Annotated in this window: 20 protein-coding genes; 1 reads left to right on the forward strand and 19 read right to left on the reverse strand. The window is 43.1% G+C overall.

Annotation, left to right across the window (positions count from 1 at the left end; all coding sequences use genetic code 11):
- Positions 1-66: 66 nt before the first annotated feature.
- The 19 genes from rpoE to BW724_RS21365 all read right to left on the reverse strand — a co-directional run bounded on the left by rpoE (position 67) and on the right by BW724_RS21365 (position 15,342).
- Complete coding sequence (rpoE, locus tag BW724_RS21315) at positions 67-579, reverse strand: DNA-directed RNA polymerase subunit delta (protein WP_088077086.1); 513 nt, start codon at positions 577-579, stop codon at positions 67-69.
- 250 nt (positions 580-829) lie between these two features.
- Positions 830-985, reverse strand: a complete 156-nt coding sequence (locus BW724_RS23855; protein WP_176371519.1) for a hypothetical protein — start codon at positions 983-985, stop codon at positions 830-832.
- Positions 986-1,141, reverse strand: coding sequence for a hypothetical protein (locus tag BW724_RS23860; protein ID WP_176371520.1), 156 nt, complete (start codon positions 1,139-1,141; stop codon positions 986-988).
- On the reverse strand, positions 1,142-1,297 hold the full coding sequence (locus BW724_RS23865; RefSeq protein ID WP_176371521.1) for a hypothetical protein: 156 nt from the start codon (positions 1,295-1,297) through the stop codon (positions 1,142-1,144).
- Positions 1,298-1,453 (reverse strand): hypothetical protein, encoded by a 156-nt coding sequence (locus tag BW724_RS23870; protein ID WP_176371522.1) that lies wholly within the window; start codon positions 1,451-1,453, stop codon positions 1,298-1,300.
- Positions 1,454-1,609 carry a hypothetical protein gene (locus BW724_RS23875; protein ID WP_176371521.1) on the reverse strand — a complete coding sequence of 52 codons (156 nt, stop codon included), beginning with the start codon at positions 1,607-1,609 and terminating at the stop codon, positions 1,454-1,456.
- Entirely contained in the window at positions 1,610-1,765 is a 156-nt protein-coding gene (locus BW724_RS23880; RefSeq protein WP_176371522.1) for a hypothetical protein, read from the reverse strand. It abuts the gene before it with no gap.
- The gene (locus tag BW724_RS23885) at positions 1,766-1,921 is read right to left on the reverse strand and encodes a hypothetical protein (RefSeq protein ID WP_176371521.1); all 156 of its coding nucleotides are present in this window, start codon (positions 1,919-1,921) and stop codon (positions 1,766-1,768) included.
- Complete coding sequence (locus BW724_RS23890) at positions 1,922-2,077, reverse strand: hypothetical protein (RefSeq protein ID WP_176371522.1); 156 nt, start codon at positions 2,075-2,077, stop codon at positions 1,922-1,924.
- Complete coding sequence (locus tag BW724_RS23895; RefSeq protein WP_176371521.1) at positions 2,078-2,233, reverse strand: hypothetical protein; 156 nt, start codon at positions 2,231-2,233, stop codon at positions 2,078-2,080.
- 68 nt (positions 2,234-2,301) lie between these two features.
- Positions 2,302-2,502 carry a hypothetical protein gene (locus tag BW724_RS21320; protein WP_088077087.1) on the reverse strand — a complete coding sequence of 67 codons (201 nt, stop codon included), beginning with the start codon at positions 2,500-2,502 and terminating at the stop codon, positions 2,302-2,304.
- A 408-nt stretch (positions 2,503-2,910) separates the two neighbouring features.
- Positions 2,911-6,291 (reverse strand): methylmalonyl-CoA mutase family protein, encoded by a 3,381-nt coding sequence (locus BW724_RS21325; RefSeq protein WP_088077088.1) that lies wholly within the window; start codon positions 6,289-6,291, stop codon positions 2,911-2,913.
- A gap of 1 nt (position 6,292) precedes the next feature.
- Positions 6,293-6,964: a TetR/AcrR family transcriptional regulator gene (locus BW724_RS21330; protein ID WP_088078133.1), complete on the reverse strand. Its 672-nt coding sequence runs from the start codon at positions 6,962-6,964 to the stop codon at positions 6,293-6,295.
- 198 nt (positions 6,965-7,162) lie between these two features.
- Positions 7,163-8,110: a methylmalonyl Co-A mutase-associated GTPase MeaB gene (gene meaB, locus BW724_RS21340; RefSeq protein WP_088078135.1), complete on the reverse strand. Its 948-nt coding sequence runs from the start codon at positions 8,108-8,110 to the stop codon at positions 7,163-7,165.
- Positions 8,111-8,159: 49 nt separating this feature from the next.
- Positions 8,160-9,302, reverse strand: a complete 1,143-nt coding sequence (locus tag BW724_RS21345; protein ID WP_088077090.1) for an acyl-CoA dehydrogenase — start codon at positions 9,300-9,302, stop codon at positions 8,160-8,162.
- Positions 9,303-9,335: 33 nt separating this feature from the next.
- Positions 9,336-10,475 (reverse strand): acyl-CoA dehydrogenase, encoded by a 1,140-nt coding sequence (locus BW724_RS21350; protein ID WP_088077091.1) that lies wholly within the window; start codon positions 10,473-10,475, stop codon positions 9,336-9,338.
- 9 nt (positions 10,476-10,484) lie between these two features.
- Positions 10,485-11,339 (reverse strand): 3-hydroxybutyryl-CoA dehydrogenase, encoded by an 855-nt coding sequence (locus tag BW724_RS21355; protein WP_088078137.1) that lies wholly within the window; start codon positions 11,337-11,339, stop codon positions 10,485-10,487.
- A gap of 34 nt (positions 11,340-11,373) precedes the next feature.
- Positions 11,374-12,552, reverse strand: coding sequence for an acetyl-CoA C-acetyltransferase (locus BW724_RS21360; protein ID WP_088077092.1), 1,179 nt, complete (start codon positions 12,550-12,552; stop codon positions 11,374-11,376).
- Positions 12,553-13,221: 669 nt separating this feature from the next.
- On the reverse strand, positions 13,222-15,342 hold the full coding sequence (locus BW724_RS21365; protein WP_088077093.1) for a (Fe-S)-binding protein: 2,121 nt from the start codon (positions 15,340-15,342) through the stop codon (positions 13,222-13,224).
- A 576-nt stretch (positions 15,343-15,918) separates the two neighbouring features.
- Here BW724_RS21365 and cls point away from each other — a divergent pair.
- The gene (cls, locus tag BW724_RS21375) at positions 15,919-17,112 is read left to right on the forward strand and encodes a cardiolipin synthase (protein WP_088078139.1); all 1,194 of its coding nucleotides are present in this window, start codon (positions 15,919-15,921) and stop codon (positions 17,110-17,112) included.
- Positions 17,113-17,828: the final 716 nt, after the last annotated feature.

Raw genomic sequence — 17,828 nt, forward strand, 5'->3', positions numbered from 1 at the left:
CAATTATTAATTGTATAGCCCAAAAATGATTTTAGCGATTTCCGATAAAAAAGTCAAGCTGTCTTTTTATAGAAGATCCTCTTCATCTGATTCAGCTTCTATTTCTTCCTCATCTTCATCAAAATCTTCATCTAAGTCGGTATCTTCTTCTTTATCTTCATCAAAGTCTTCTTCATTTGCTAACTCATCAAGCTCATCTTCTAAATCTTCAAACTCATCGAAGTCTTCTTCGTCGTCAACTAAGTAATCTTCATCTTCCTCGTCTTCAGTACGTTTTTTCTTCTTCCGTGGCTTATTTGTTTGAGACAGTTCTTCTTCAGTCTGATCAAACGGGAACCATGAACGAAGGCCCCATTGATTATCACCGAGATTAACAAAACGACCATCGACAGACATTTCCGTGTATAGATGTGCAATTCGATTTGTTACCTCTTCTTCTGTTAAACCTTTTACTTTCGCAACTTCTTTTAACAATGCATAATAATCCGTGTTAGTTTTCGATTCTTTTAACAGCTCATAAGTTATTTCAAGCATTGCAACTTCCTTAAGCTGCTCTTTAGTATATTTATTGATGCTCACGGTCTGCACTTCCTTTCAACTGGGAACATTTTATTATTATCACCTATGATTTTTGAAAACATCTATGGTGTACAAATCAACGCTGAATTCATACCTTTCATTATAAACATATCTGCTCTAATTATGCCAGTCTATACCATTAATTCGTCAAGACTTTTTTGAATTTTATCTCTGTATACCATGATAGACAATATCTGTGCGTTTAATCCCCTATATTTTTGATGTCCGCTGCTCCTGCTTCTGCGGACATTTACTGCTTGATTCGCTTACCTTTTGTCCGCTGCTCTTGCTTCTGCGGACATTTACTGCGTGGATCGATTGTCTTTTGTCCGCTGCTCTTGCTTCTGCGGACATTTACTGCTTGATTCGTTTGCATTTTGTCCGCTGCTTCTGCTTCTGCGGACATTTACAGCGTGGATCGCTTACCTTTTGTCCGCTGCTCCTGCTTCTGCGGACATTTACTGCGTGATTCGCTTAACTTTTGTCCGCTGCTCCTGCTGCTGCGGACATTTACTACGTGGATCGATTGTCTTTTGTCCGCTGCTCTTGCTTCTGCGGACATTTACTGCTTGATTCGCTTACCTTTTGTCCGCTGCTTCTGCTGCTCCGGACATTTGCAGCTTGATTCGCTTACCTTTTGTCCGCTGATACTGCTGCTGCGGACATTTACTGCTTGGATCGTCTGACTTTTGTCCGCTGCTTCTGCTTCTGCGGACATTTACTGCGTGGATCGCTTACCTTTTGTCCGCTGCTCCTGCTTCTGCGGACATTTACTGCGTGATTCGCTTAACTTTTGTCCGCTGCTCCTGCTGCTGCGGACATTTACTACGTGGATCGATTGTCTTTTGTCCGCTGCTCTTGCTTCTGCGGACATTTACTGCTTGATTCGCTTACCTTTTGTCCGCTGCTTCTGCTGCTCCGGACATTTGCAGCTTGATTCGCTTACCTTTTGTCCGCTGATACTGCTGCTGCGGACATTTACTGCTTGGATCGTCTGACTTTTGTCCGCTGCTTCTGCTTCTGCGGACATTTACTGCGTGGATCGCTTACCTTTTGTCCGCTGCTCCTGCTTCTGCGGACATTTACTGCGTGATTCGCTTAACTTTTGTCCGCTGCTCCTGCTGCTGCGGACATTTACTACGTGGATCGATTGTCTTTTGTCCGCTGCTCTTGCTTCTGCGGACATTTACTGCTTGATTCGCTTACCTTTTGTCCGCTGCTTCTGCTGCTCCGGACATTTGCAGCTTGATTCGCTTACCTTTTGTCCGCTGATACTGCTGCTGCGGACATTTACTGCTTGGATCGTCTGACTTTTGTCCGCTGCTTCTGCTTCTGCGGACATTTACTGCGTGGATCGCTTACCTTTTGTCCGCTGCTCCTGCTTCTGCGGACATTTACTGCGTGATTCGCTTAACTTTTGTCCGCTGCTCCTGCTGCTGCGGACATTTACTACGTGGATCGATTGTCTTTTGTCCGCTGCTCTTGCTTCTGCGGACATTTACTGCTTGATTCGCTTACCTTTTGTCCGCTGCTTCTGCTGCTCCGGACATTTGCAGCTTGATTCGCTTACCTTTTGTCCGCTGATACTGCTGCTGCGGACATTTACTGCTTGGATCGTCTGACTTTTGTCCGCTGCTTCTGCTTCTGCGGACATTTACTGCGTGGATCGCTTACCTTTTGTCCGCTGCTCCTGCTTCTGCGGACATTTACTGCGTGGATCGCTTACCTTTTGTCCGCTGCTTCTGCTGCTGCGGACATTTGCAGCTTGATTCGCTTACCTTTTGTCCGCTGATACTGCTGCTGCGGACATTTACTGCGTAATTCGTTTGCATTTTGTCCGCTGATACTGATTTTGCGAACATTTACAACCTCAAACACTTGCCAGTTGTCCGCAGCTGAGATATTTGCAACATGAATAAACATGCTGAAAATACCTTAAACACGCTTTTGAGGTCCCCGCGACAGCAATAGGGAAATGGTCTTTAATATGGAACAATACTATATAGTTCTGATTTTGGTTACCACAAAACAACAAAAATGAAGACTCAAATCGTTTCGTTTACGCATCTAACGACAATACCGAAGCTGACTAAACGCGTTTTGTCGTTAGTTTGCGGATTAGTCTTCATTCTGAACTCAAAGCCATCCATAAACTCCATAATCCATAAAAAACTAAAAAATTTTTCTATATTTCCCCTTAAAAAATACACCTCACAAAATTAGTAGACATTTTGTGAGGTGCACGTTTTACGATTGCTCAAAATCCCTATCGAAAATTACAATTACAATCGCTCAAAATAACCAACAACAATTAAAAATCCCCATCTACATTTACAGATTCCTTCTGTATTTCCCACCCACTTCATAGAGTGCACCAGTTATTTGGCCTAGGCTTGCTACTTTTACAGTTTCCATCAGTTCCTCAAACAGGTTTCCTCCGGTCAAAGCTACTTCTTTTAGACGGGCCAAGGCCACCTGGGCCTCCTCCTTGTGCTGCTCTTGAAACTTCCGTAAGTTGCTTATTTGCTCTTCCTTCTCTTCTTTAGTCGCCCTAGCTAATTCCATTTCAAATTCTTCCTCTGAAGGAGGATTTGGATTGAGGTACGTATTAACTCCGATGATTGGGAGGTCACCATTATGTTTTAACGTTTCATATAAAAGAGACTCCTCTTGAATTTTTCCACGCTGGTATTGGGTTTCCATTGCACCCAGAACACCCCCGCGATCGTTCATTCGCTCTAATTCAAGAAGGACGGCTTCTTCCACAAGGTCAGTCAGTTCCTCAACAATAAAGGATCCTTGCTGTGGATTTTCATTCTTTGCTAATCCGAGCTCCTTAGTAATGATCATTTGTATAGCCATGGCGCGCCGCACGCTTTCTTCGGTTGGTGTTGTTACAGCCTCATCGTAAGCATTTGTGTGCAAGGAATTACAATTATCATAGATTGCTAGCAATGCCTGAAGAGTCGTTCGAATATCGTTGAAGTCTACCTCCATGGCATGAAGGGAGCGCCCTGATGTCTGAATATGGTATTTCAACTTCTGACTTCGAGCATTCGCACCGTATTTTTCCCGCATAGCCACTGCCCAAATACGCCGGGCAACTCTGCCGATTACTGTGTATTCAGGATCAAGTCCATTGCTAAAAAAGAAAGATAGATTCGGCGCGAAGTCATTCACGTCCATTCCGCGGCTTAAATAGTACTCCACATAAGTGAATCCATTAGCTAGTGTGAAGGCCAGTTGACTAATCGGATTGGCCCCCGCTTCGGCAATGTGGTAACCGCTAATTGAAACAGAATAGTAGTTTCTCACGCGGTGATCAATAAAATATTGTTGGATATCGCCCATCATTCGGAGGGCAAATTCCGTAGAAAAAATACACGTGTTCTGTCCTTGATCTTCCTTTAAAATGTCAGCTTGGACTGTTCCACGCACGGTTGACAAAGTAAACTCCTTGATTTCAGCACGCTCTGCCTCATTTGGATCTCTACCATTTTGTATTGCAAAAGCATCTAATTGCTGTTGAATCGCTGTATTCATAAACATGGCCAAGATGATTGGCGCAGGGCCATTAATTGTCATAGATACGGAGGTGGTAGGTGCACAAAGGTCGAAGCCATCATACAATTTTTTCATATCATCGAGGGTACAGATGCTCACACCACTCTCCCCGACTTTCCCGTAAATATCTGGTCTGTAATCAGGGTCTTCCCCGTATAGTGTTACGGAGTCGAAAGCCGTGCTCAGACGTTTTGCCTCGTCATCTTTTGACAAGTAGTGGAAGCGCCGGTTCGTTCGGCTCGGGCCACCTTCGCCAGCGAATTGTCGCTTTGGATCCTCCCCTTTTCGCTTGAATGGGAAAACTCCTGCAGTGTACGGGAACTCGCCAGGAACATTTTCCTTGCGAACCCAACGAACAATTTCCCCATAATCTGCAAAACCAGGTAGGGCTACCTTTGGTATATCGAGGCCAGACAAACTTCTAGTCTTAAGCTCAGTAACAATTTCTTTATCACGAATTTTTGTCACAAACTTATCTTGCTTGTATTTATCTTTTTTATCTTCCCATGTTTCTATCGTTTCCTTCGTTTCTTCACTTAGGGAATCAGCAATTCGTTCCCGTAAACCTTCTATTCTGGCGTCCACTGGGCCCCCGACATCCCCGACGTTCCCGCTGTCCCCTGCATGCTCGACTTCCCTGATGTCTCCTGCTTGCCTGGCGTCTCCTGCGTGCCCGACGTCCACTGCGTTCCTTGACTTTGCCCCTCCTAATTCCCCCAACTCCTGGAGAGCTTCCAACGTTCCTTCTACTTGGAATAAGCGCCTTGCTTTTTTTACTTCTTCTATTGTCTCATCATGGTACTGCTTTACGGATTGGGAAATCTCTCGTAAATAATGAACTTGCTCTGGAGGGATAATGACTTTTTTCAACGTGATTTCATCATTTTTCCCAAAATCAGTCTCCCATTTATCTTCACCGTATTTCCTCCTAAGCACTTGAGCTAGCTCGTAAAATAATCGATTTGTACCTGCGTCATTAAACTGGCTTGCGATCGTTCCATATACAGGCATTTCCTCTACATTCCTCTCAAACAAGGTATGACTTCGCTGATACGCCTTTCGAACCTCACGTAAAGCATCTTCTGAACCTTTCCGCTCAAACTTATTTATAGCAATCAAATCTGCAAAGTCGATCATATCGATTTTTTCCAACTGTGTTGGCGCACCAAATTCACTTGTCATCACATACATGGACACGTCAGCAACATCGGTAATGGCAGCATCCCCTTGCCCAATCCCGCTCGTCTCCACAATAATTAAGTCATAGCCAGCAAGCTTCACAACGCGAATCGCCTCTTCAATTGCTTTAGATAATTCCTGCCTGCTATCCCTCGTTGCTAAGGAACGCATGTATACACGCGGGTGGTGGATGGCGTTCATTCGAATCCGATCACCGAGGAGGGCTCCTCCAGTTTTTCGTTTCGTAGGGTCTACGGAAAGAATGGCCAATGTTTTTTCTGGAAAAGCCATTAAGTATCTCCGCACAAGTTCATCAGTGAGTGAGCTCTTCCCGGCCCCGCCAGTACCCGTAATCCCAAGGACAGGAATTTCTGATTGGATGCTCACCTCCGTAACAGCTTTAGAAAAAAATAAGTCAGCATTTTCTGAAATTTCTTCTTGGAAAGTCTTCTGTTCTGCAATACTTATCAGCCTTGCTACTGACTTTGAATCTTTCTTCTTCAGATTTTCCGTATCTAAATCTTCCACATCGTCCAATGGGAAATCACATAATTCTACCATTTCGTTTATCATTCCCTGAAGCCCCTGCTGTCGTCCATCTTCTGGTGAATAGATTCTCGTAATCCCGTATTCTTGCAACTCTTTAATTTCCGATGGGATGATAACCCCACCGCCACCACCGAATATTTTTATATGAGAAGCGCCACGTTCATGTAGCAAATCATACAAGTATTTAAAATATTCCACATGTCCGCCTTGATAGGAGGAAATAGCAATCCCTTGCACATCTTCCTGTATTGCTGCCTGGACAATTTCATCTACGGAACGGTTATGTCCTAAATGAATTACTTCAGCCCCAGTTGCCTGCAGCATTCTCCTCATGATATTAATAGAAGCATCATGGCCGTCAAATAAACTTGATGCAGTAACAAATCGAACTGCATGCTTCGGTTGATATTTCATTTCCATGTTATCTTCCCTCCGAGTTTATGTTTGAGCGTGCTGGTTGAAAACTATGGTCCTTGATTTGGAACCCACGAAAAAGCTGTGCTATCTGCAAGTCACAATAAGCCTCTATATCGTATTCTTTTTGTATAATCCATCTTCTAAATGTCCACATATGACCTGCAACAAGAATGTTATGGCAAGCGAGGGAAATCTCCTCTTCATCAATGGTAATCAGTCCCTTTTCTATACAAGACCTGATCTCTTTTTCAAACATGACCTTCATGCTTAATTCCTTCTGTAAAACATAGTTTAACGCCTCTCCTGACAGTGCTTTTGACTCTTGGTACATGACAAGCACTTCGTCCTGTAAGTCATCCACGACTCGGAAATAGGATTGAATCACTTGATGGAGGCGTTCAAGCCCCACTAAATTTTTATCCACAAGTCGCTCCCATTTTTCCACAACCTCATCGTAAACAGCATCACAGACGAGATACAAAATATCTTCCTTAGAGCCTATATATTCATAAAGCGTCCCAATGCTAAATCCAGAAGCCTGGGCAACCTCTCTCGTTGTTGTGCCATGATAGCCTTTTCTGTTAAAAAGCTCGACGGCGGCTTTTACAATTTGTTCTCTTCTTGTCTTGATTAATCGTTCATCCTTTACTAGTGATGGTACTTTTTTCTTTTTCATCAACCGCTGCTTCCTCCTCCCAAGCACCCTTCTTATTCTGCTGCTCCTGTTCTCAAATTCTCAGATCTCAGTGAGAAAATCGAAAACCCCACTTCGTAAATTCCGTATGATTCAGTAACACTCAGTTTTTTCCTCGCTTCGCAGATTCCCGCATCATTCATTAAAAAACTCGATGGCCCCGCTTCCACAAGTTCCCTCTCAATTCTCCTCCCCCTCATCTTTCCACCGCTCGTATATATGCTCGGCAGCGTCATAAGGGTCTTGCGATTCACCTTCCGTATTCATATACTCCTCTACCACCTGTTCTATCTCAGCCGTAAAACGTTCATGTAATCGACGCATCACTTCCTGCTTTCGTTGACTGAACCTCCGCTCAGTTTTCCTACCTGAGGAAATTAAGTAGTGATGGTGAGCCAACACCTCTTCCACTACGTTCTCCATACCTTGTTTTTGCGTGGAAACCGTTTCTGTTATTGGTGGATTCCAATCTTCTTCTCCCTTTGTTATATGAATAAGATCCCGTAACTCGCCACGGAGCTGATCCACCCCCGGGAGATCCGCTTTATTGATGACAAAGAGATCGGCAATCTCCATAATGCCTGCTTTAAAAGCTTGAATGACATCTCCACCAGACGGATATAGGACAAGAGCGACGGTGTCAGTTGTTTTCATAATATCCAACTCTGACTGGCCAACTCCAACCGTTTCCACAACAACAAGGTCAAATCCCGCTGCGTCCATTAAACGAACCACATCTTGACAAGCTTCAGATAATCCCCCTAAACTCCCTCTCGTTCCCATGCTACGAATAAAAACTCCCTCATCTTCGTCATGATCACGCATGCGGACCCTGTCACCAAGTAGAGCTCCACCTGAAAATGGACTCGTAGGATCTACAGCAACGACCGCCACTGTTTTCCCTTGTTTGCGCCATTCCTTAACGAGTCCATTGACAAGGGAGCTTTTCCCCGCACCTGGCGAACCAGTAATACCAATCGTTTGCGCACGACCAACATGGGGATAGAGGAGGGACAATAGTTTTCTATGATCTGAGCTTCGATTTTCAACAAGTGAAATCCCTTTAGCCAGAGCTCGATGATTCCCACTTACGATTTGTTCTGCGAGTTTCGTTGCGTCCATATCCATTTTCAATTGCCCCACCTCCCCTTGTTAAAATGCTCGCTCGCCAATTTTATTAATCCTTCAACAGCATTTTTGAGATAACGAGTCTTTGCACCTCATTCGTTCCTTCATAGATTTGAGTAATCTTGGCATCACGCATATAGCGTTCCACAGGGTACTCCTTCGTATAGCCGTAGCCGCCAAACACTTGAACCGCCTCTACTGTCACTTCCATTGCCGTATCCCCAGCAAATAGCTTGGACATTGCCGACTCCTTACCATAAGAAATGCCTTCGCTCTCACGCCATGCAGCCTGATAGGTTAATAGTCTAGACGCCTCTATTTTTGTGGCCATATCTGCAATCTTAAATCCTATTCCCTGCTGCGCACCTATCGCCTTTCCAAATTGCTTTCTTTCCTTCGCATAATCAACGGCTGCATCAAGGGCACCTTGTGCAATTCCTACTGCTTGAGCTGCGATTCCGTTTCGCCCACCATCAAGCGTCATCATGGCAATCTTAAACCCTTCCCCTTCTTCCCCTAAACGGTTTTCAGCAGGAACGCGACAATTGTCAAAGATGATCTCAAGGGTAGGTGATGACCTTATTCCTAACTTACTTTCCTTTTTCCCCATTGAAAAACCTGGTGTGCCCTTTTCTACAATAAATGCCGTGCACCCTTTATGTTTCTTCTCAGGCTCCGTCAATGCAAAAACAACATAGATTTCCGCTTCTCCAGCATTCGTGATGAAAATCTTTGAACCATTAAGAATATAGTCGTCTCCATCTTTCACAGCTGTTGTTCTCATAGCTGCTGCATCACTACCAGAACCAGGCTCTGTCAGTCCATATGCACCTAACTTTTTCCCTTCTGCTAGTGGACGGAGGAATCTTTGTTTCTGTTCTTCATTTCCGAATTTATATATAGGCCACCCTGCTAAGGACGTATGGGCCGAAAGGGTAACACCCGTTGAGGCACATACTCTAGATAACTCTTCCACCGCGATACAATAACTGAGGTAATCAGCACCAATTCCCCCATACTCCTCTGGCCACGGAATACCCGTTAATCCCAGCTCCCCCATTTGATCAAAGATAGAACGATCAAATCGCTCTTCTTCATCACGCTCTGCTGCAGTAGGTGCTACTTCATTTTCTGCAAAATCACGAACCATTTTCCTAATCATTTCTTGTTCATCTGTTAGTTTAAAAAACATGTCTACTTCCCCTCTTTCTTCTCTTCCCATTTACTATTTCAACAGCTGTTTACTGATCACTATTCGTTGAATTTCATTTGTTCCTTCATAGATTTGCGTCACTTTCGCATCTCGGAAATATCGCTCCACAGGGTACTCCTTCGTGTAGCCATAGCCACCGAAAATTTGGATCGCCTCTGTCGTTACTTCCATTGCCGTATTGGAGGCAAATAGTTTTGCCATTGATGCTTCCTTCACTGCCGGCAATCCTTTTTCAATGCAATCTGCTGCTTGATAGGTAAGCAATTTTGCTGCCTCCACCTTCGTCGCCATGTCAGCAAGCTTGAACGCCACGCCTTGTTGCAATCCAATCGGCTTTCCAAACTGCTTTCGTTCCTTTGCGTAAGCAGTTGCTGCTTCAAGTGCCCCTTCAGCAATACCTAAGGATTGGGCTGCGATTCCTATGCGCCCCTTATTTAAATTAGCGAGGGCAATCTTTAAGCCTTCTCCTTCACGTCCGAGGAGGTTTTCCGCTGACACTTTTGCATCTGAGAAGGAAAGTGCCCTCGTATTCGAACCATGGATTCCCATTTTCTTTTCTTTCGCACCAACCAATAGGCCTGGCGTATCCTTCTCGACGATGAAAGCACTGACACCTTTTGTACCAGCTGCAGGATCTGTTTTGGCGAAAACAACGTAAGTGTCCGCTGCGCCAGCATTTGTTATGAACATTTTTTCCCCGTTCAAAATGTAGTTTTGGCCTTCTTTGAACGCAGTCATTCTCATGCCCCCAGCGTCGCTCCCCGCGCCAGGTTCCGTTAATGCAAAGGCACCTAAATACTCCCCTGAAGCAAGCTTTGGTATAAATCGGCGCTTTTGCTCCGCAGTTCCAAAGTGTAAAATAGGGTTCGTGCCAACAGATGTATGAACGGATAAGATAACTCCAACCGTTGCACTAACCTTCGAAAGCTCATGAATGGCAATAATATAGGAGAGGTAATCCATTTCGGAGCCACCTAGGACCTCTGGAATCGGGATACCCATTAACCCTAGCTCCCCCATTTCCTTAATGATTTCAGTAGGGAACTCATCTGTTTCTTCCATCTTTTCTACTGCTTTTGCCACTTTTTCTTCCGCAAATTGCTTTACCATGCGGCGCAACATTTTCTGCTCTTCTGTGAAAGTTAGCTCCATATATGTCACCTAACCTTCATAGTTGTAAAAGCCTCGGCCTGATTTTTTCCCAAGCCAGCCAGCCTTTACATACTTCCTTAACAAAGGACAAGGTCTGTATTTGTCGTCTCCAAAGCCTTCGTGCAGTGTTTCCATAATATAAAGGCATGTGTCGAGTCCGATGAAGTCAGCCAATGTTAACGGCCCCATTGGGTGGTTCATACCGAGCTTCATCACTTCGTCCACATCCTTTGGGCTAGCTACACCTTCATATACTGTAAAAATTGCTTCATTGATCATAGGCATGAGGATTCTATTAGACACAAAGCCAGGATAGTCGTTCACTTCCACTGCCGTTTTCTTCAAAGATACTGCCATTTTTTCCACAGATTCATAGACTTCCTGAGCAGTGGCCAATCCACGAATCACCTCTACAAGCTTCATCACAGGTACTGGATTCATGAAATGCATACCAATAACCTTTTCTGGCCGTTTCGTAGCAGCAGCAATTTCCGTAATAGGTAATGATGATGTATTAGTGGCTAGGATCGTTCTTTCTGGAGCAATATCATCTAGCTGAGCAAAAATTCTTTTCTTTGTTTCCAAGTTTTCAGTTGCAGCTTCAATCACGATATCTGCCTGTTCCGCATTAGACAGATGGGTAGATGATTGGATTCTTCTCAAAAACCTTTCCATATCCGCCTCTGCAATGCGCTCCTTATCCACTTGGCGCTGGAGTTGTTTCCTTATACTGGACAATCCTCCATCTACAAATTCCTCTTTCAAATCATGAAGAATGACATCATAGCCATTCATAGCACAAACTTGCGCAATACCTGAGCCCATCTGTCCTGCACCAATTACCATCACTTTTTTTATATCCATTCCAATCATCAGCTCCCTTCGAACTCCTGGCTTTTTACACTTCAATCATCACAGCATCACCTTGACCGCCGCCACTACAGATTGCAGCTATTCCAATACCTCCGCCACGACGTTTCAACTCATATGCTAATGTCAAAATAATTCTCGTTCCACTCGCCCCTATTGGGTGACCTAAAGCAACAGCGCCACCATTAACATTAAGCTTTGCTGGGTCCAACTCTGCTATTTGTCCACTTGCTAAAGCTACTGCAGCAAACGCCTCATTCACTTCAAATAAATCAATTTCTGCAACAGACTTTCCTGTTTTTTTCAAAAGCTTATTTATCACTAACCCTGGCGTTTTCGGGAAATTCTCTGGCTCTACTGCAAGTTGGGCATGCCCCACGATTGTCGCTAATGGCGTAGCTCCTTGCGCCTTAGCCTTTTCCTCGCTCATTAAAACAACGGCTGCCGCACCATCATTAACACCAGGCGCATTTCCAGCTGTAATCGTCCCATCAGCTCCAAAAACTGGCTTTAGCTTTGCTAGTTTCTCAATGGTTGTATCTGCCCTTGGAGACTCATCAGCATTGACAACTAAAGGATCTCCCTTTCGCTGTGGCACCTCAACAGGAACGATCTCCTCATCCAACCTTCCAGCCTCCATTGCTTTCACAGCTTTTTGATGACTCTCAAACGACCACTTATCCTGTGCCTCACGGGTCAATCCACACTCAGAAGCAACACCATTTCCATACGTGCCCATATGAACGCCAGTGAATGTACAAGTCAGTCCGTCATGGGTCATCATGTCATGGAATTTTTGTTCTCCCATCTTGAAGCCAAACCTTGCCCCTTTGACAAAAAACGGTGCCTGACTCATGGACTCCATTCCACCGGCAACAACGGTTTCTTGCTCACCAGATTGAATAAGAATATCCCCTAACGTGACGCTACGCATGCCTGAAGCACAGACTTTATTAATTGTTTCTGTTTCCGTTTCCCATGGTATTCCTGCTTCGTGCATCGCCTGTCGTGAAGGTAGTTGACCCTGTCCCCCCTGTAGAACAGACCCCATGATAACGTGGTCCACATCTTTCCCATCCAGGTTTGCTCGAATTAAAGCCTCTTTTATCGCCTTTCCCCCTAATTGTGAAGCTGTAAAACTCGATAGTTTGCCCCCTAGCTTACCAATTGGTGTTCTCGCACCACTTACAATTACTGTTTTCCCCATTTTTTAAAGCCTCCCTTTTTTTAAAGGCTATGTTAAAATTTGAAGTTGATTTTTTAACAGAGCCCCATTAAAACTGGTGTCGCGCTGTTCGATATATGGTGGTTGATCGAACGCTCGCTCAGTTCCCTTTGACAATGTTTTTAAGCGCTTACAAATCTAGTGAACTACTTTCTTTAAAGATAACTTGAGAATAATATTTGTTGGAAAAACTACAGTCTGCTTCTTAGAGGTCACTTAAAAAGAATCTATATTTGAAGAATTGGCTTTTATTTATAAGGCCATTCATATAAAGTTGTTGATGAGACCTGCGCAAACTCGCTTTCACGCAAGGTACAAGTGCGACATCTACTCATTCTTCGCAGTGTCTTCTTTGCCTCGGGCAGCTGGTAAGCCTCCTCATGCATTCGCACTGCGGGGTCTTACCCCTGCCTTTGATCCCGAAGGTGTCTCACTTGCTCCGGTCTCATCAACAGTTCTTTATTAAGGACTCTTGAATAATGATTTGATCTAAAAGAAGATACAGTTACCTCGTAAACTTCAGTTTGTTCCACAAATTTACTAATCTTTAAATCTGTAAAGAATATCTAATAACATATCTATTCGGGAGCCTCGCATTTCATACGAGACACCCGAATATTTAGAATTTTCTGTTCTTCATACTTTATTTCTTCAAACAGCCTCAGATTCCTTTTTTATGTCTAAAGATTTTTCTAAAATCTCTACAATATCTAACGTTTTCACATCATCTTCTACTTCCTTCGCCTTTGTTCCATCACTTAGCATCGTTAAGCAATAAGGACAAGCACTTCCAATTACTGATGGTGAAACTTCAAGAGCCTGCTCTGTACGGGCTTCGTTTACGCGAGTTCCCGTGTCCTCCTCCATCCACATCATACCTCCACCAGCGCCACAGCACATTCCGTTTTCACGGTTACGTTCCATTTCAACTAGTTTTACACCAGGAATGGACTTCAGGATTTCGCGAGGTGCATCATACACATCGTTATATCTTCCTAAGTAACATGAATCGTGGTATACGATCGTTTCATTTACTTCTTTCGTAGGCTTAATCTTCCCTTCCTGAAGCCATTGGAATATTAGTTCTGTATGGTGATAGACTTCTGCTTCTAGTCCAAAGTCAGGATACTCATTTTTAAATGTGTTATAGATGTGAGGATCTGTTGTAATAATCTTCTTCACACCATTTTTCTCAAATTCTTGAATGTTTGCAGTTGCGAGCTCTTGGAATAAGAACTCGTTACCAATTCTTCGTGGCGTATCACCTGAGTTCTTTTCCTTGTTTCCTAGAATTGCAAACTTAATGCCAGTCTCATTCATGATTTTTGCAAAAGACTGGGCAATCTTCTGGCTTCGGTTATCATAAGACGCCATGGATCCAACAAAGAACAAGTAATCAAATTCTTCTCCACGCTTCTTAAGATCCTTCACTGTAGGAACTTCGATATCGTCCCTACCATCACGCCAGTTTTCACGCTCTTTACGGTTAATACCCCAAGGGTTCCCTTGCTTCTCAATATTTTTAATTGTACGCTGCGCTTCCGTATCCATCTTTCCTTCTGTCAGCACAAGGTAACGACGCATATCAATAATTTTGTCTACGTGCTCGTTCATTACTGGACATTGGTCCTCACAGTTACGGCATGTTGTACAAGCCCAAATTTCTTCTTCCGTAATGACATCTCCAATAAGACTTACATCATATGGATCTACAACAGTTGCAGCAGCCTCTTGTCCTGCTTGCCCCGCACCTGTAGCAGCTGCGGCTAGTTGGTTTCCTTTTGTATGGTTAAATGCAAAAGATGGTAACCACGGTTTTCTTGATGTTACTGCAGCACCTTTTTCTGTTAAATGGTCACGCATTTTTACAATGAGGTCCATTGGTGACAGCATTTTCCCTGTTCCAGTTGCTGGACACATATTTGTACAGCGCCCACACTCCACACATGCGTATAGATCAAGTAGTTGTTTATGGTCAAAATCTTCAATTTGATTTTTCCCAAACTTCTCAGCATCTTCGTCCTCAAAGTTGATGGACTCCAGCTGCCCTTTCTTATGCGTCGGTCCGAGCCAAACATTCGCTGGCCCTGCAATAAGGTGGGCGTGTTTCGATTGTGGAATATATACAAGGAATACTAGAAGGAATAACAAGTGCATCCACCAGAAAACGAAAAATGCTATTCCAGCAGCAGTGGCGCTAACCCCGCTGAAAACGGTTGCAATCCCAGATGCAATCGGCTCAAATCCAGTAGTCCCTTTATCTAGCCAGATCATTTCCATTCCTTTTGCAAATAGCTTGGAAATCATCAATCCTCCGATAAAAATTAGAACTAATCCTGCTTTAAAATTTCGCTTTAATCGGACGAGCTTTTCCACATATCGGCGGTGGAACGCCCAAACTACAGCTACAAGGATCATAAGTACGACTATTTCTTGGAAAAAAGTAAAGAATGGATATATTGGACCTAGTGGCAGATGTGATTCTGGTGCTAGCCCCTTCCATATGACATCAATGGCACTAAATTGAACGAGCAGGAATCCGTAAAAAAGCATGACATGAATAATTCCACTTTTCTTGTCCTTCATCAGCTTTTTTTGACCGAATACCATCGTCCAAAGGGCCTCCCACCGTTCTTTTACAGTGAGATTAAATTCTGCTTTTTTCCCTAGCTTAATGTACTCCATCCGCGTCTTAACTAATGACGCAAATAAATAAAGTGCGTATCCTGTTACGAGTAAAAATAAAATCCAGTTAATGATAATTGGTTCCAAGTAAAGCTCCCCTTTCTTCTAGACTTAATTTGCTGACAGGTGTTAATTAGTGGGACTCTTGAAGCTCTTGGTGCTTTGATGCTATTGGTGCTGGTTGATGCTACTGGTGTTGGTTGGTGCTCTTGGTGCTGTTGATGTTGGTTGTTGGATAAAAAATGAACTAAAGCATTATATATTTACCCATGTCGCCCCCGAAATCACACCTTATTCTGAAAATAATTATTATTCGGTTTTCATTATAGCACAATTTTTACTGAATGAGTATTCATTCATACTAAGTTTGTTAATACTATATTGTCTAATGTTTGAAAATATGCAGTCTAATTGGGGGTTGGGCAGTTTAGATTTGAAAGTAATAGAACTATAATCAACTCCTTTTCCACCTCTATGAATTAATTTCGCACATGTAAAAACAAAAGTCGGAATCTTATTTTTTCAAAAGCAACAAGCTTATGTTCAATAACATAGGGGAATAACCCTTCATATGCAAAAAGTAGTAAAAAACCGTTTTTTCGGAAAAGCTAACTAATCAAAGCCAAAAAATACATATTCTCAGGAGGGGTTTCTTTGTTTCTGATGGCACTTATAATAATCCTTATCCTCATCATTGCCTGGATAACAGTGGATATTTATTTAGGTTACAAGAAACACCAAGCAGCTATTAAACAATATAAAGAAGCTCCAATTAGACAGAGTGATGCCCATTTTTTTTCTCAAGGAGATAAGCTTTATGACGATATGTTTAAGGAAATTGTGAAGGCTAAAGACCACATTCACATGTACTTTTATATTTTTCGCGATGATAATATCGGAAAAAAAATGCTCGGGAATCTAATGGAAAAGGCACGTCAAGGTGTGACTGTCCGGTTAATGGTGGACTGGATAGGCTCTAAAATCTCAAAAGAGTCACTAGCTAAGTTAAAGGAAGCAGGAATACAATTTTCCAAAGCAAATCCCCCTTCTTTTCCATATTTCTTCTACACACTAAATGAACGTAATCATCGTAAGATCACTGTCATTGATGGAAAAATTGGATATATAGGCGGCTATAACATTGGTGATGAGTATTTAGGTCGTGATCCAAAAATGGGGCCATGGCGCGACTACCATTTAAAGCTAGCAGGAGAGGCAGTGGCAGACTTACAGAAGCAGTATCTAAATGACTGGGAAAGATCAGCGAACGAAACGATTCCACATGATGAGAAGAACTTCCCTCTATTAGAAAAGGGGAAGTTAAAAGTACAAATTGTTCCTACAAATGGAACACACGCAAAGGAAACAATCGTGTCCCTTTTGCATCGAGCCAAGAAATCCGTTATGATTGGGACCCCTTACTTCATTCCAGGTTCCGAGGTTCAAAATGCATTGCTTGATTTGGTAAAAAAAGGAGTACGCGTAAAAGTATTAATTCCGAAGACGCCAGATCATCCATTAGTTAAGGACGCTGCCATTCCTTACATCGAATCACTATTGAAAGCAGGTGTGGAAATCCGCCAATTTAATAAAGGGTTTTATCATTCAAAGGTCATTATCATTGATGATGATATTGTGGATATTGGGACAGCTAATTTCGATAAGCGCAGCTTTCATTTAAACCATGAAATCAATTGTATTATTTCTGATCAGGAATGGATTCGACAAGTGAAGGATGAGATTGAAGAAGATTTTTACCAGCGTGGTGAGGAAATTACGTTAGAGCAGATTAAGAGCAGATCATTTTTTGAAAAAACGAAGGAAAAAGTTGCTACAACCTTGTCTCCCCTTCTTTAAATATTGTAGAGGATCGGAGGAAGAGGTCAGAGGTTGATAAGGGCAACTCTTGAAGTAAAAATTCTTCGTTGGCAAGGAACATTTGTGATCCACGCGATCGCGATAAGGAACTCGTCATTCATTGGAAAAAATGCTATTTCTGTTGATATTCACCGAATATATCAATAGGGTGTTCTGTGTACTGCATCAATTTGAATGACGGACCGGACATATTTTAAAGACAATTGTGATTGTGGCTGTGCTGGAAAAACTAGGTTGATTTTGGTTGTCCGCAGCTTGTGGGGCTATGGACAATTACAGCCTTAATCGCTGGCATTTTGTCCGCTGCTCATGCTTCTACGGACAATTACAGCCTCAATCACTGGCATTTTGTCCGCTGCTCATGCTTCTGCGGACAATTACAGCCTCAATCACTAGCATTTTGTCCGCTGCTTCTGCTTCTGCGGACAATTACAACGTGAATCACTAGCATTTTGTCCGCTGACTCTGTTTCTGCGGACAATTACAGCCTCAATCACTGGCATTTTGTCCGCTGACTCTGTTTCTGCGGACAGTTCCAACGTGAATCACTAGCATTTTGTCCGCTGACTATGTTTCTGCGGACAATTACAACGTGAATCACTAGCATTTTGTCCGCTGACTATGTTTCTGCGGACAGTTGCTGCCTTAATCGCTGGCATTTTGTCCGCTGACTATGTTTCTGCGGACAGTTGCTG

This window comes from Litchfieldia alkalitelluris (assembly GCF_002153425.1).
GTDB classification, from domain to species: Bacteria; Bacillota; Bacilli; order Bacillales; family Salisediminibacteriaceae; genus Evansella; species Evansella alkalicola.